Here is a 12,790-nt window from a genome sequence, read left to right as displayed (position 1 = left end):
GGAGCGTTGTGCTGAATTCCTCATCCTGAGGTGCGCGCTCCTGAGCGCGCCTCGAAGGACGCAAGGCGCTTGAGAAGTCCGCAACGGGTCGGAAGCGGCCCGTCGTCCCAGGCCAGCAACCGCCCCCCGACCGCCATCAACCGTGGCCCTGCGCAGCTTCCCGGTCTACCCTCGCGCGAACGCGGGACCATCCGCACGGGGAGCACGTCGTGATCTACGCCAAGGCCGCGGCCTATCTGATCGGCTGGCTGTCGCTGGCCGTCGTCCTGCCGCGGGTGATTGTCGGGCCCCTGTGGGGCTCGGCCACCGACATCGGCCTGGTCGCCGCGCCGATCGCCTTCGCGGTCGGGGTGATGGGCCTGGGCAAGCTGGCGTCCATCCTGATTCGGGACATAGCCAGGAGCCAGAATTCCAACAACGGGGACATCGGGGAATGACCAACGACTTCCAAGCGCGGGCCGCCAAGACGCGCTCGAAGATCCAGAACACCGGCCGGGTGATCGCCATCGGCGGCGTCGGCCTGCTGGTCCTGCTGGTCGGCTCGTGCGGCGTCGCCTCGCACAGCACCACGGTCGAGCCCGGCAACGCCGGCGTGAAGATCAAGACCCTGGGCTCCGGGGCCGGCGTCGTTCCCGAACCCCTGCCCGCCCGCTGGTACTTCCGCGGCGTCGGCGAGCGCATCGTCCAGTATCCGGTGATCCAGCGCACCTACAGCTACACCCGCGAGAAGGACGAGCGCGGCAACGAGAACGAGGAGATCACCTTCTCCGACAACACCGGCCTGCCGATGACGGCCGACGTCTCGGTGACGCTGCAGGTCAATCCGGTGTCGGCGCCGAGCCTCTACCAGACCTACCGCCTGTCGTTCGACCAGCTGCTGGACGGTCCGATCCGCAACGACGTGCGTTCGGCCGTGGCCGCCGAGGCCGAGAAGGTCGGGGTCGAGACCCTGTACAGCGGCGGTCGTCAGGCGGTGATGCAGCGCGCCTTCGCCCGGGTGTCGGGCAAGTGGGCCAAGCACGGGGTCACGGTCTCGCAGATGGATTGGATCGGCTCGATCCGCTATCCTGACGCCATCATCCAGCAGATGCAGAACAAGACCCAGCTGGAGCAGGAGGCCCTGGCCGCCAAGGCGCTGGAGGCCAAGGAGACCGCCCTGGCCAACGCCGCCATCGCCAAGGCGCGCGGCGAGGCCGAATCCATCCGCATCAAGGGCGAGGCGATCCGCGCCAATCCCCAGATCCTGCAGCAGCTGGCCATCGAGAAATGGAACGGCGAACTGCCCAAGGTGACCGGCGGCGCGACGCCCTTCGTCAAGATCGACTGACGGGTCGGGCCGCCGGGTCGTTCCGCGCCTCGACGCGGGACCGTTCGGCGGCCTCCATCCGCGCCCGCCACCTGGCCTTCAGCGTGTGGGAGGTGTCCCGCGAGCCGTCCGGGCTCCAGCCGGGCGGGCCGAACAGGTAGCCCAGGGCCTCGCGCGGCGAGCGCGACGCCCAAAGGTCGCGGCCGACGCCGATCCACTCGTGGAAGACGTTGGTCAGCAGGTTGAAGCTGGCCAGGTTCTTGACCGTACCGTAGCGGCAGGGCTCCTCGTCGGTTTCGGGGATGAAGGTGCCGAACATCCGGTCCCAGATGATCAGGATTCCGGCGTAGTTGGCGTCCAGGTAGCGAGGGTTGCGGGCGTGGTGCACCCGGTGGTGCGAGGGCGTGTTGAACACCGCCTCGAACCAGGCCGGCATGCGCTTGATCGCCTCGGTATGGATCCAGAACTGGTAGACCAGGCTGATCCCCTTCTGAATGGCGACCATCGCCGGCGGGAACCCCAGGAACGACAGCGGCAGCCACAGCAGCCAGGTCCCGGCGATCCCGCCCGTCCAGGTCTGCCGCAGGGCGGTCGACAGGTTGTAGTGGATGGAAGTGTGGTGGTTGACGTGGCTGGCCCACCAGAACCGCCGCTCGTGGGAGAGGCGATGGAAGGCGTAATAGGTCAGGTCCTCGGCGAAGAAGAGCACCACCCAGGCCCAGACGGCGGTGATCGGGATGGTGAAGATCCGGTGCTGATAGACCCAGAGGCTGGCCGCGAAGATCACGCCGCCCATCAGCGCGCCGGCGATGCTGCTGCCCAGGCCCATCACCAGCGAGGTGGCGGTGTCCCGGGCCTCGTAGCGGGCGTCGGCCTTGCCCAGCCGGGCCAGGACGATCTCCAGGACGACGGCCAGCACGAAGAACGGGATGGCCATCTGGACGGGATCGAAGGCCTTCACGCGGCCGCCTCCCGAGCGGCGAACCGGGGCGGCGGCCAGGGCTCGCCGTCCTTCAGCGCCAGGCGGGCCACGCCGTCGGTGGTCTTCAGGACGAGAAGGCCGTCGACGGGCGTGGCGGCCGGGGCGGCGGCCCAGGGCAGGTCGCGGGCCACATAGCCGTCGCCCTTGCGCCAGGCGACCAGGGCCCGGTCGCCCGACCGCGCCACCAGGCCCGCGCCGTCGGCGGCGATCCACAGGACGTCGACGCGATCGTCCGGAAATTCCACGGCCAGCAAGGCATTGGCTTGCTCGGCGTCGAGCGGCGGGGTCGGGCGCGAGATCCGCGCCCACGCCGCGAGGGCGACCAGCAGGCTGACCGCCACCGCCGAGCCAAGCAGTTGAATCAACAGCGTCTTATCCAAAGCGACGCGTCCTCCCCGGAATTCTTGACGCCAGCGTCACGCTCCACCGGCCCAGCGTCAAGGGCGAGGTTCACGCCGGCCCGGAGGCCCCTCGCCACATCTTGGGTGTTTACGTCTGGTCGTTTCCTGCCCAAGGTTGAGCGTCCGCCAGGGAGCGGAAGAAAATACGGGAGGTCCAGATGTCGCTGATGTTCGAACCCTTGAGGAAGTACGCTCAGTTCTCCGGCCGCGCGCGGCGCTCGGAATACTGGCTGTTCTTCCTGCTGATGGTCATCGCCGAGATCGTCTATTTCGCCTTGCTGGGTGCGGTGGGCGGCTTCAGCCCCAACGGGCCGAGCGGCGCGGCGATGGCGGTGATGGGGATCTTCTCGCTGGCCTTCCTGGGCGTGATCATCCCCGGCCTGGCGGTGAGCTTCCGGCGCCTGCACGACACCGACCGGTCGGCCTGGTGGCTGCTGATCAGCCTCATCCCGGGCATCGGCGGCCTGGTGCTGCTGGTGTTCTACCTGCTGCCCGGCACGAACGGCCCCAACAAGTTCGGCCCCGACCCCAAGGCCTCGCCCACCGGCGACACCGCCGCGGTGTTCAGCTAACCGCCGAACGTTCCCTCCGGCAATCAGGAAGCGCGCCTCCGTCCGGAGGCGCGCTTCTTTTCGTCTCAAGTCTTGGCCGCCGACTAGAACTTCCGCGCATAGCCCACCGACACCACGTTGGCGTCGGCCGCGTCGTTGTCGCGGAACTGCTGGCGGGTGTAGTCGACGCGGACGCCGTTCTTGTCGTCGACCTTGTACTGGGCGCCGACGCCGTAGTTGACGCTGTCGGCGTCGAACTTGCTCTCGACCCCGGCCAGGGTCTGCTTGTACTGGGTGTTGCCGTAGCCGACCCGGCCGATCAGGTCGATCTTCGGGCTCACCGGCAGGAAGCCCACGCCGTAGACGGCGGCCGAGTGGGTCTGCTCGATGTTGGACCGCACGCCGTTGGTGTCGATGTCGTCGTCCTTGACGCCGCCGGACAGTTCGCCCTCGACGCCGAAGTGCGGGGTCAGCTTGGCGCCCAGGCGGCCCTGAACCGCGCCGGTGTCGGCGCCGTCGGCGCGGGATCCGGCGTAGCCGAGGGTCCCGTAGACCCCGGTGTCCTGGGCTTGCGACAGGGCGGGGACAGCAGCGACCGAAAGGGCGGCCAGGGCGGCCGCCGTCATGAGAGTTTTCATTGTTGTACTCCTTGGCACTGGCGAGGCGGGGGAGCGCCTCGACCTGCCCTGGATAGCCGCGCCATGGGGCCGCGATTGGACCCTCCCTGGGCCGTTTGGGGCCATTGCGTGTCGTTCCCGACATGTCCGTGGCGATTGTGGCCGCGCCAGATCGTTCCGTGTCCGGCTTCGAAAGCGGCGAAGTGTGACATCCCTGCCGCGCAGGGAAAGGTGACGCCCGCGCCGGGCGTGCTATGGATCGACCCACAGAGCCAAGCCGCGCCCGCCCCTCTTCAGAGAGGGGGCGCGCCAGCGTCACCGGGACCGCCGCCTTGCCTAAAGCCGTCATCGTCGCCACGGGGCTCTTCACCCCGCCGTTCAGCGTTTCGAACACCGAACTGGTCGAAGCCTTCAACACCTATGTCGAGCGCTTCAACGCCGCCCATGCCGAGGCGATCGCCGCCGGCGAGGTGGCGGCGCTGGCCCCCTCCTCGCCCGAGTTCATCGAGAAGGCCTCGGGCATCAAGGCCCGCTACGTGATGAACAAGTCCGGGATCGTCGACCCCGAGGTCATGCGCCCGATCCTGCCCGAGCGGCCCAACGACGAGATCTCGATCCTGGCCGAAATGGCCGTCGAGGCCGCCAAGCAGGCGATCGAACGCTGGGGCAAGCCGGTCAGCGAGATCGGCGCGGTGATCTGCGCGGCCTCGAACATGCAGCGGGCCTATCCGGCCATGGCCATCGAGGTGCAGCAGGCCCTGGGCATCGACGGCTTCGCCTTCGACATGAACGTCGCCTGCTCGTCGGCCACCTTCGGCATCAAGACCGCCGCCGACTTCATCGCCACCGGCAGCGCCAAGGCGGTGCTGATGGTCAATCCCGAGGTCTGCTCGGGCCACCTGAACTTCACCGACCGCGACAGCCACTTCATCTTCGGCGACGTGGCCACGGCCGTGATCCTGGAAGATGAAAGCCAGGCCAGCGGCGGCTGGGAGATCCTGGGCACGCGGCTGAAGACCGAGTTCTCCAACAATATCCGCAACAATTTCGGCTTCCTCAACCGCGCCGCCCCGGAGGGGGTCGGGGCCAAGGACAAGCTGTTCGTGCAGGAAGGCCGCAAGGTGTTCCGCGAGGTGGTGCCGATGGTCAGCCAGATGATCCTCGAGCACGCCGCCGACCTGGGGATCGAGCCCACGGGGCTAAAGCGCCTTTGGCTGCATCAAGCCAATATCAACATGAACGACATGATCGCCCGCAAGGTGCTGGGCCGCGACCCCGACCCCGGCGAGAATGTCATCATCCTCGACGACTACGCCAACACCAGCTCGGCCGGCTCGATCATCGCCTTCCACAGCGCCAATGACGACTTCGCGCCGGGCGAGACCGGCCTGATCTGCAGTTTCGGGGCGGGCTATTCGGCCGGGACGGTGTTCGTGCGGAAGCGGTAGGCGCTAGAGCAGCCTGACCGACGACGCATAGGCCGTTACGGCCGACGCCGCCCTGAAGAAGGCCGCGTCGGCGGTGACCATGACAGCGCGCTCGCCGAGCGCCAAGGCCAGGTACAGACTGTCGTAGGCGCTCTGGTTCAAGACCACCGACAAGGCGTGCGCCGTCGGCACGTACGCGCGGGTGGGCACGATGCGAACGGGCGCTGACGCGATGAGATCAACAGCCTGCGCCGCGACGTCGGGCGCGATCGTGCCACGTCGAACACGCATGGTCAGGACGTTGGCGCACTCGATCAGCCACAGATCGGGAGCGATCATGGTTTCCGACGCGGCCAAGGCCCGGGCCCGATCCGAGCCTTCCTCATCCAGCACCCATTTGAGCGCCACCGAGGCGTCGATGACGACCGTCACGTTTCGTCGTCGCGGGCGCGGTCCGCTCTAAGGTCTTCCAGGCTGGTGGGGCCGCTCAAGGGTCCGATCATGCGGCGCATGGCGTCGATGCGCTCAAGGAAGGCTTCCCGCCCTAATCCTACGCTGGCGGCAAGCGCTCGCCGCGCCTCTTCTTCCGTCGAGGTGGCGTGATCGGCCGCGCGGCGCTTGAGGGCGTCGATCACGCTGTCGTCGAGATTGCGGATGAGGATCTGGCCCATGGGTCCAAGAATGCCTCAAACATGATATCAATGCAATCACGCCCCTAATCCGTCACCGGCACCACATGGGCCGAGACCGCCCGCCACGCGCCGGCCCGCCGGACATAGATATCGGCGTAGTCGTTGCGGCCGGAGAAGTCGCCTTCGGCGGTCTTGCCGACGATCCGGCTGCGGGCGCGAACGACGGCGACGTCGCCGAACACCAGGATCTTCAGGTCGTCCCAGCCGATGTCGGAGACGGTGCGGGCCGGATTGGTCGCCGTCTTGATCAGGTCGGCCTTCCTGAGAATGCGTCCGCCCGGATAGATCGCCTCGAAATCGTCGGCGAGAATGCGATCGAGCGCCGCGCCGTCGCGGGTCTTGTAGGCCGTCAGCCATTCGCTGTTGAGCTTCTCCAGCGCGGCGAGGGTTTCAGGCGACGCCGTCGTCGTCGCCGCGGCGGCGGGGGCAGAAGCGGTCTGGGCCGAGGCGGCCACGGGCGCCAGGGCGGCGGACGCCATCAAGGTGAACAGGGCCAGGATTTTCAAGGTCGGATCTCCTTGGACGCGCCCGGAACGACCCGCGTTCCAAGCTGGGAAAGGGTCGCTTCGAGGCTGGTCAGGTTCCGGGCTTGGCGGCGGCCAAGTGCGCCGCCTTCCAGTCCATGGCCCGGCGGATCCGCCGCCCCACGGCGGGATGGTCGTAGAACAGCACCTCCTCGACCGCGCCGGGCGTCGCGGCGCGGTATTCGATGGTCTTGACCAGGGCCTTGGCCAGGCCGTCGGGCTCGCCGACATGCTCGAGGCTGTAGCGGTCGGCGTCGCTCTCGGCGATGCGGATCAGGCTGTTGGTCAGGGGCGCGCCCAGCAGCGACAGCACCGCCAGGATCACGCTCAGCACCGGCAGGCCGGCCGGATCGGCCAGGCCGCGGACCGTCTCCGCGCCCATCAGCGCCGCGACCGGCGCGAACAGGCGGTCGACCAGGAAGAAGGCGACGATGGCCAGCAGGCTCATGACGCCGGCGATCCACAGGGCGTGATGGTGGGCGTAGTGGCCCATCTCGTGGCCGACGACGCCGCGCACCTCGGCCAGGTCCGCCCCCCGCTTGAACATGGTGTCGCTCATCGCTACCCGGGCCGAGCCGAACAGGCCCGAGACGTTGGCGGTGTAGGCGTTGGACTGCTTGGAGCCGTTATAGACGAAGATCTTGTCGGCCGGCACGCCGTTGGCCTTGGCCATGGCGGCCACGGTGTCGCGCACCGGGCCGGGCGGGGCCGGCGTGTAGTGGTTGAAGATCGGCTCGATATAGATCGGGGCCAGCACCATCATCACGGTGATGAACACCGCGGTCAGCCCGCCGCTCCACAGCCACCAGGTCCGCGGCGCCGTGCGGATCAGGGCGTAGAGGGCGACGAAGAACAGGCCAAGCACCACGGCCGAGATGGCCAGGCTGATGGCGGCCTCGCCCAGCCAGCCGGTGAAGGGCCGGCTGGTCAGGCCGTACTGCTTCTGCCGCCACCAGCCGCTATAGACCGACCAGGGCAGGTTGAGCACGCCGTCGATCAGCAGATAGACAACGCCCACCACCAGGCTGACCAGCAGCGGCCGGGCGCGTCGCCGCTCCAGCCGCCGGCGCAGCCCCGGCAGCACGCCGCTGCGCACGATCAGCCACGACACCAGCACCGTGACCAGAAACCCCCACAGCAGCAGCCAGTGACCGCCGTGGGTGTAGGCCGCCGCCTTGGCGTGCGCCGCCGGCGGCAGGGTCGCCAGATAGGCCGCCGTGGCGGCGGCGGGATCGAACGCTTGGGCCATGTCGCTCCCCGGACACACAAGTCGCCGCAGAAGGCCAGAACCGGCCTGTCGCGTCAGGTTAATTCGCCGTCAGGTCGATCAACGGGAGCGAGCGACGGCGCTTGCCCCTGGCGGAGGCGCGCGGGCCGTATAGAAATAGGTCATGACCCGCGCTTTCGAGGCCCGCATGCGATTCCCCGTCCGCCGTGATTTCCTTCTGGGCCTTGGCCTGGGCGTCGTCGGCCTCGGCCTGGCCGGCTGCGGCGGCAAGGCCGGCGACGCGGCCGAGACCGGCCTCAAGCGCGTCGAGGCGACCAAGACCCTGCGCATCGGCCTGGAGGGCACCTATCCGCCGTTCAACTTCCAGGACAAGGACGGCCAGCTGGCCGGCTTCGAGGTCGACTTCGCCAAGGCCCTGGCCGCGCAGATGAAGGTCAAGCCGGACTTCCGGCCCTCGCCCTTTGCCGGCCTGCTCGGCGCCCTGGAATCCAAGCGCATCGACGTGGTCATCAACCAGATCGCCATCACGCCGGAACGGGCGGCCAAGTACGACTTCTCGCGCCCCTACACCGTCTCTGGCATCCAGATCATCGTCCGCAAGGGCCAGGCGGGCCTCGCCACGCCGGCCGACCTGGCGGGCAAGAAGGTCGGAGTCGGCCTGGGCACCAACTACGAAAGCTGGCTGCGGGCCAATGTCCCCACCGCCGTCGTCCGCACCTATGACGACGACCCGACCAAGTACCAAGACCTCAAGGCCGGCCGCATCGACGCGGTGCTGAACGACCGGCTGGTGGCCGCCGACTTCGTCAAGACCTCGCCTGAGTTCGTCGCCTCCGGCCCTGTGTTCGCCAGCCAGGGCATGGGGGTGGCCATGCTGCGCGATCCAGCCCTGAAGGTCACCGTCGACGAGGCCATCGACGCCCTGCGCGCCAACGGCCAGCTGGCGGCGATCTCGGTGAAGTGGTTCGGACAGGACGTGACGAAGTGAAGGTCCATTCCAGGATCGGGGACAGGCGCATGCGCCTGTCCCCGGCTGCGGCCCCAGCCCGTTCGCGATGACCCCCGCCCTCGACCTCGTCGCGCAGTCGGCCCCGCTGCTGCTGAAGGGCGCGGGCTATACCGTGCTGCTCAGCCTGATCGGCATGGGCGTCGGGCTGGCGATCGGGTTCGGGCTGGCGCTGATGCGGTTGTCGCGCAGCCCGTTCCTGCGCTGGCCCGCCGCCGTCTATGTCTCGGCGATCCGGGGCACGCCGCTGCTGGTGCAGCTGTTCCTGATCTATTACGGCCTGCCGCAGCTGGGCGTGCAGCTGCCGCCGCTGCTGGCCGCCGGGATCGGCTTCTCGATCAATATCGGGGCCTATGCCTGCGAGATCCTGCGCAGCGCGATCGCCGCCGTCGACAAGGGCCAGTGGGAGGCCGCCAGCGTGCTGGGCATGAGCCGCGGCCAGGCCCTGCGCCGGGTGATCCTGCCCCAGGCCGCCCGCACCGCCGTCGCGCCGCTGTCCAACAGCTTCATCAGCCTGGTCAAGGACACCTCCCTAGCCGCCACCATCCAGGTGCCCGAACTGTTCCGCCAGGCCCAGCTGATCACCGCCCGCACCTACGAGATCTTCGCCATGTACTTGGCGGCGGCCGCCCTCTACTGGATCCTGTCCAGCCTGCTGGCCCTGGGCCAGGCCCGGCTGGAACGCCAGGCGGAGCAACGCCGATGAGCGCGATCGACGCCAAGGGCCTGCTCAAGCGTTTCGGCGACACGACCGTGCTGAACGGCGTCGACCTGACCGTCACCCCCGGCGAGGTCGTCGCGGTGATCGGCCCCAGCGGTTCGGGCAAGAGCACCCTGCTGCGCTGCCTGGCCGGGCTGGAACTCATCGACGGCGGAAACCTGACCGTGGCGGGCGTGACGGCCGGGTCCAGACCACCCCTGGCCCGCGCCTTGAAGGGCCGAGTCGGCTTCGTGTTCCAGAGCTTCAACCTCTTCCCGCACCGCACGGCCCTGCAGAACGTCGCCGAGGGTCTGATCGTGGTGCGGGGCGAAAAGCCCGCCGTCGCCCACGCCAAGGCCAAGGCCCTGCTGACCAAGGTCGGCCTGGCCCATCGGGTCGACGCCTATCCCCGCGAGCTGTCCGGCGGCCAGCAGCAACGCTGCGCCATCGCCCGGGCCCTGGCCATGGATCCCGAGGTCATCCTGTTCGACGAGCCGACCTCGGCCCTGGACCCGGAACTGGTCGGCGAGGTGCTGACCGTGATCCGCGACCTGGCCGCCGAGAAGCGGACCATGGTCATCGTCACCCACCAGATGGACTTCGCGCGCGATGTGGCCGATCGGACGCTGTTCATGGATGACGGTGTTATAATCGAACAAGGCCCTTCCGCCGAAGTGCTTGGTTCGCCTAAGGAAGAGCGTACGCGGCGATTCCTCAGCAAGGTGAGCGGCCTAAGGCCATAATTTGGCCTCCGGCGCCCCTCACCTCCTCTCCGCCGACGCCGTGTGCTGTGAGGCGAGGTCCAGTGAAACCCTATATCGATCTGCAAGGCGCATCAGGCGCCGTCTACCGTTACAAGCTGGCCGAGGATCGCGATCCTCGGACGACGATCGCTGGCAATTTCGTCTTTGTCGACGCCACCGGAACCGTCGTCTATGCGGGCGAGGCCAACAATCTGCACGGGGCGGGCAACCGCTTCCCCGAGGCGGCGATGAAGCACAAGGCCGAGTATCTCTACACCCGCCTGAACGTCTCGGGCGCCTCGCGCTCGGACGAGCTTCAGGACATCGTGGCCGCGCTGAAACCGGCCATGAACAAGGGCGAATAACGCCCGCCTTCGGATTTCGGGGAGACGGCGACGTCACGCCCCGGGATCCGTTCGGCCTTTTACGGTCGAGCTTCCCACCAAATCGCCCAGCGGCACGAAAAGAGAACACGGCGGCGTCCACATCCGCCGCCGGCTTCGCTATGGTGGAAGCCGCATGCGCCCCGAGATTCTCTTTCCGCTGTTCACGCCCGTCTCCACGCTGAAAGGCGTGGGGCCGCGCGTCGCGCCGTTGGTCGAGCGCCTGGCCGGACCGATCGTCCGCGACGTGCTGTTCACCCTGCCCCAGGGCCTGATCCGCCGCACGGCCACCACCTCCGACCGCGCCGTCGACGGCCAGGTCCAGACCTTCCTGGTCACCATCGACGCCCACCTGCCGCCGCAGCGCCCCGGCCAGCCCTGGCGGATCCGCGCCTGGGACGAGCACGGCTTCGTCACCCTGACCTGGTTCAAGGGCCATGGCCCGCACCTGGAGCGCCAGCACCCGGTCGGGGCGAAACGGGCGGCCAGCGGCAAGGTCGAGCGGTTCGGCAGCGAGATCCAGGTGGCCCATCCCGACTATCTGCTCGAAGCGGACCGTATCGCCGACATCCCGCCGATCGAGCCGGTCTACGCCGCCACCGCCGGCCTGCCCTCGCGCACCTTCCGCAAGTTCGCCCAGGAGGCCCTGGAGCGCGCCGTCGCCCTGCCAGAGTGGCAGGATGGGGCCTGGCTGGCCAAGAACGGCTTTCCGACCTGGCGCGAGGCCCTGGCCCTGGCCCATGGCCCGCAGGCCGAGATCGACCTGTCGCCGATGTCGGTGGCCCGCCGCCGCCTGGCCTACGACGAGCTATTGGCCCACCAGCTGGCCCTGGCCCAGCGCAAGGCCGGCAAGCGCTCGCACCCCGCGCCGCGCATCGTCGCCGGCCCGCTGTCGGACGCGGTCGAGAAGGCCCTGCCCTTCAGGCTGACCGGCGCCCAGATCCGCGCCCTGTCCGAGGTGCGCGGCGACATGGCCAGCGGCGAGCGCATGGGCCGGCTGCTGCAGGGCGACGTCGGCTCGGGCAAGACTGTGGTGGCCATGCTGGCCATGGCCGACGCGGCGTCCAGCGGCCTGCAGTCGGCCCTGATGGCCCCGACCGAGATCCTGGCCCGCCAGCACTACGAAACCCTGGCCCCGCCGCTGGAGGCGCAGGGTCTGGCGGTGATCCTGCTGACCGGTCGCGACAAGGGTTCGGCCCGGGCGTCGAAACTGGCCAAGCTGGCCGACGGCTCGGCCGCCGTGGCGGTGGGCACCCACGCCCTGTTCCAGGACGACGTGGCGTTCAAGGCCCTGGGCCTGACCATCATCGACGAGCAGCACCGCTTCGGCGTCAATGAACGAAAACGCCTTCAGGACAAAGGTGCGGGCGCGCACCTGGTGGCGATGTCGGCCACGCCGATCCCGCGGACCCTCGAACTGACGGTGTTCGGCGATCTGGACGTCTCGCGCATCGATGAGAAGCCCCCGGGCCGCACGCCAGTCGCCACCCGCGCCGCGCCGACCCCGCGCATTCCCGAGATCATCGCCCGGCTGAAGGCCGCCGCCCAGGCCGGCGCCCAGGCCTTCTGGATCTGCCCGCTGGTCTCGGAGTCCGAGAAGATCGACCTGCGCGACGCCGAGATGCGGGCCGCTTCGCTGCGCCAGGCCATCGGCCCCAGCGTCGGCCTGGTCCATGGCCAGATGCCGTCCGCCGAGAAGGACGCCGTCATGCAGGCCTTCGTCGATGGCGAGGTCTCGGTCCTGGTCGCCACCACCGTGGTCGAGGTCGGGGTCAACGTGCCCAACGCCAGCATCATGGTTATAGAGCACGCCGACCGTTTCGGCCTGGCGCAACTGCACCAGCTGCGCGGGAGGGTGGGTCGCGGGGCCCGCGAGAGCTCGTGCGTGCTGCTCTACGACCCGCCGCTGTCGGAGACGGCCCAACAGCGGCTGGACATCCTGCGCCGCAGCGACGACGGTTTCGAGATCGCCGAGAAGGACCTGGAGCTGCGCGGCGGCGGCGATCCCTTGGGCCTCAAGCAGAGCGGCTTCCCGGCCTACAGGCTGGCCGACCCCGTGGCTCATCGCGACCTGATCGCCGTGGCTGCCGACGACGCCCGCCTGATCCTGGCCCGCGACCCCGACCTGACCTCGCCGCGCGGCCAGGCGGTGCGGACCCTGCAGGAACTGTTCGACTGGAAGGCCGCCTCGCCGCTCAACGACGCCGGTTGAGCCGCGCAGGGCAGAGAA

The 12,790-nt window shown here is 68.9% G+C and carries 16 protein-coding genes; 9 read left to right on the top strand and 7 right to left on the bottom strand.

What is annotated here, in order from left to right; translation table 11 throughout:
- The first annotated feature begins 209 nt into the window (after positions 1–209).
- Positions 210–437, top strand: a complete 228-nt coding sequence (locus ACSQ2G_RS11720) for a hypothetical protein (protein WP_436031025.1) — start codon at positions 210–212, stop codon at positions 435–437.
- Positions 434–1,327 carry an SPFH domain-containing protein gene (locus ACSQ2G_RS11715; protein ID WP_436031023.1) on the top strand — a complete coding sequence of 298 codons (894 nt, stop codon included), beginning with the start codon at positions 434–436 and terminating at the stop codon, positions 1,325–1,327. Before ACSQ2G_RS11720 ends, ACSQ2G_RS11715 begins: the two co-directional genes overlap by 4 nt.
- Here ACSQ2G_RS11715 and ACSQ2G_RS11710 read toward each other — a convergent pair.
- Together ACSQ2G_RS11710 and ACSQ2G_RS11705 are read right to left on the bottom strand one after the other, a co-directional pair.
- Positions 1,314–2,243, bottom strand: a complete 930-nt coding sequence (locus tag ACSQ2G_RS11710) for a sterol desaturase family protein (RefSeq protein ID WP_436031956.1) — start codon at positions 2,241–2,243, stop codon at positions 1,314–1,316. The two genes, ACSQ2G_RS11715 and ACSQ2G_RS11710, sit on opposite strands and share 14 nt — an antisense overlap.
- A gap of 20 nt (positions 2,244–2,263) precedes the next feature.
- Entirely contained in the window at positions 2,264–2,653 is a 390-nt protein-coding gene (locus tag ACSQ2G_RS11705) for a hypothetical protein (protein WP_436031021.1), read from the bottom strand.
- Positions 2,654–2,847: 194 nt separating this feature from the next.
- Between ACSQ2G_RS11705 and ACSQ2G_RS11700 the strand changes: the two genes are divergently transcribed.
- Positions 2,848–3,261 carry a DUF805 domain-containing protein gene (locus tag ACSQ2G_RS11700; RefSeq protein ID WP_436031019.1) on the top strand — a complete coding sequence of 138 codons (414 nt, stop codon included), beginning with the start codon at positions 2,848–2,850 and terminating at the stop codon, positions 3,259–3,261.
- An 83-nt stretch (positions 3,262–3,344) separates the two neighbouring features.
- Here the strand turns inward: ACSQ2G_RS11700 and ACSQ2G_RS11695 are convergent, their stop codons facing one another.
- Positions 3,345–3,878 (bottom strand): porin family protein, encoded by a 534-nt coding sequence (locus ACSQ2G_RS11695; protein WP_436031018.1) that lies wholly within the window; start codon positions 3,876–3,878, stop codon positions 3,345–3,347.
- Positions 3,879–4,189: 311 nt separating this feature from the next.
- Here ACSQ2G_RS11695 and ACSQ2G_RS11690 point away from each other — a divergent pair, with 311 nt between their 5' ends.
- Positions 4,190–5,305 carry a beta-ketoacyl-ACP synthase III gene (locus ACSQ2G_RS11690; RefSeq protein WP_436031016.1) on the top strand — a complete coding sequence of 372 codons (1,116 nt, stop codon included), beginning with the start codon at positions 4,190–4,192 and terminating at the stop codon, positions 5,303–5,305.
- Positions 5,306–5,308: 3 nt separating this feature from the next.
- On the opposite strand, the gene ACSQ2G_RS11685 is transcribed toward ACSQ2G_RS11690, so the two are convergent.
- The 4 genes from ACSQ2G_RS11685 to ACSQ2G_RS11670 all read right to left on the bottom strand — a co-directional run bounded on the left by ACSQ2G_RS11685 (position 5,309) and on the right by ACSQ2G_RS11670 (position 7,749).
- Positions 5,309–5,716, bottom strand: a complete 408-nt coding sequence (locus ACSQ2G_RS11685; protein ID WP_436031014.1) for a type II toxin-antitoxin system VapC family toxin — start codon at positions 5,714–5,716, stop codon at positions 5,309–5,311.
- Entirely contained in the window at positions 5,713–5,955 is a 243-nt protein-coding gene (locus tag ACSQ2G_RS11680) for a FitA-like ribbon-helix-helix domain-containing protein (protein WP_436031012.1), read from the bottom strand. The genes ACSQ2G_RS11685 and ACSQ2G_RS11680 overlap by 4 nt, the downstream gene beginning before the upstream one ends.
- Before the next feature lie 44 nt (positions 5,956–5,999).
- On the bottom strand, positions 6,000–6,482 hold the full coding sequence (locus ACSQ2G_RS11675; RefSeq protein WP_436031010.1) for a nuclear transport factor 2 family protein: 483 nt from the start codon (positions 6,480–6,482) through the stop codon (positions 6,000–6,002).
- A 70-nt stretch (positions 6,483–6,552) separates the two neighbouring features.
- Entirely contained in the window at positions 6,553–7,749 is a 1,197-nt protein-coding gene (locus tag ACSQ2G_RS11670; RefSeq protein WP_436031009.1) for a M48 family metalloprotease, read from the bottom strand.
- Positions 7,750–7,915: 166 nt separating this feature from the next.
- Here ACSQ2G_RS11670 and tcyJ point away from each other — a divergent pair, with 166 nt between their 5' ends.
- The 5 genes from tcyJ (at position 7,916) to recG (ending at position 12,772) form a co-directional block, all read left to right on the top strand.
- A complete protein-coding gene (tcyJ, locus tag ACSQ2G_RS11665; RefSeq protein WP_436031954.1) occupies positions 7,916–8,716 on the top strand; it encodes a cystine ABC transporter substrate-binding protein in 801 nt (266 codons plus the stop codon).
- Between the two features lie 67 nt (positions 8,717–8,783).
- On the top strand, positions 8,784–9,440 hold the full coding sequence (gene tcyL, locus ACSQ2G_RS11660) for a cystine ABC transporter permease (protein WP_436031007.1): 657 nt from the start codon (positions 8,784–8,786) through the stop codon (positions 9,438–9,440).
- Positions 9,437–10,177, top strand: a complete 741-nt coding sequence (locus ACSQ2G_RS11655) for an amino acid ABC transporter ATP-binding protein (protein WP_436031005.1) — start codon at positions 9,437–9,439, stop codon at positions 10,175–10,177. Before tcyL ends, ACSQ2G_RS11655 begins: the two co-directional genes overlap by 4 nt.
- Before the next feature lie 62 nt (positions 10,178–10,239).
- Positions 10,240–10,542, top strand: a complete 303-nt coding sequence (locus ACSQ2G_RS11650) for a hypothetical protein (protein WP_028039078.1) — start codon at positions 10,240–10,242, stop codon at positions 10,540–10,542.
- A gap of 154 nt (positions 10,543–10,696) precedes the next feature.
- Positions 10,697–12,772 (top strand): ATP-dependent DNA helicase RecG, encoded by a 2,076-nt coding sequence (gene recG, locus ACSQ2G_RS11645; RefSeq protein ID WP_436031003.1) that lies wholly within the window; start codon positions 10,697–10,699, stop codon positions 12,770–12,772.
- The last annotated feature ends 18 nt before the right edge of the window (positions 12,773–12,790 follow it).

It is taken from the genome of Caulobacter sp. LjRoot300 (assembly GCF_964253875.1).
Classification (GTDB): domain Bacteria; phylum Pseudomonadota; class Alphaproteobacteria; order Caulobacterales; family Caulobacteraceae; genus Caulobacter.
This window is presented reverse-complemented; position numbering and strand designations above follow the sequence as displayed.

Coding starts and splice junctions, on each gene's coding strand:
- ACSQ2G_RS11715 (WP_436031023.1), top strand. CDS start 434: ATGACCAACGACTTCCAAGCGCGGGCCGCCAAGACGCGCTCGAAGATC.
- ACSQ2G_RS11710 (WP_436031956.1), bottom strand. CDS start 2,243: ATGGCCATCCCGTTCTTCGTGCTGGCCGTCGTCCTGGAGATCGTCCTG.
- ACSQ2G_RS11700 (WP_436031019.1), top strand. CDS start 2,848: ATGTCGCTGATGTTCGAACCCTTGAGGAAGTACGCTCAGTTCTCCGGC.
- ACSQ2G_RS11695 (WP_436031018.1), bottom strand. CDS start 3,878: ATGAAAACTCTCATGACGGCGGCCGCCCTGGCCGCCCTTTCGGTCGCT.
- ACSQ2G_RS11680 (WP_436031012.1), bottom strand. CDS start 5,955: ATGGGCCAGATCCTCATCCGCAATCTCGACGACAGCGTGATCGACGCC.
- ACSQ2G_RS11670 (WP_436031009.1), bottom strand. CDS start 7,749: ATGGCCCAAGCGTTCGATCCCGCCGCCGCCACGGCGGCCTATCTGGCG.
- tcyJ (WP_436031954.1), top strand. CDS start 7,916: ATGCGATTCCCCGTCCGCCGTGATTTCCTTCTGGGCCTTGGCCTGGGC.
- tcyL (WP_436031007.1), top strand. CDS start 8,784: ATGACCCCCGCCCTCGACCTCGTCGCGCAGTCGGCCCCGCTGCTGCTG.
- ACSQ2G_RS11655 (WP_436031005.1), top strand. CDS start 9,437: ATGAGCGCGATCGACGCCAAGGGCCTGCTCAAGCGTTTCGGCGACACG.
- recG (WP_436031003.1), top strand. CDS start 10,697: ATGCGCCCCGAGATTCTCTTTCCGCTGTTCACGCCCGTCTCCACGCTG.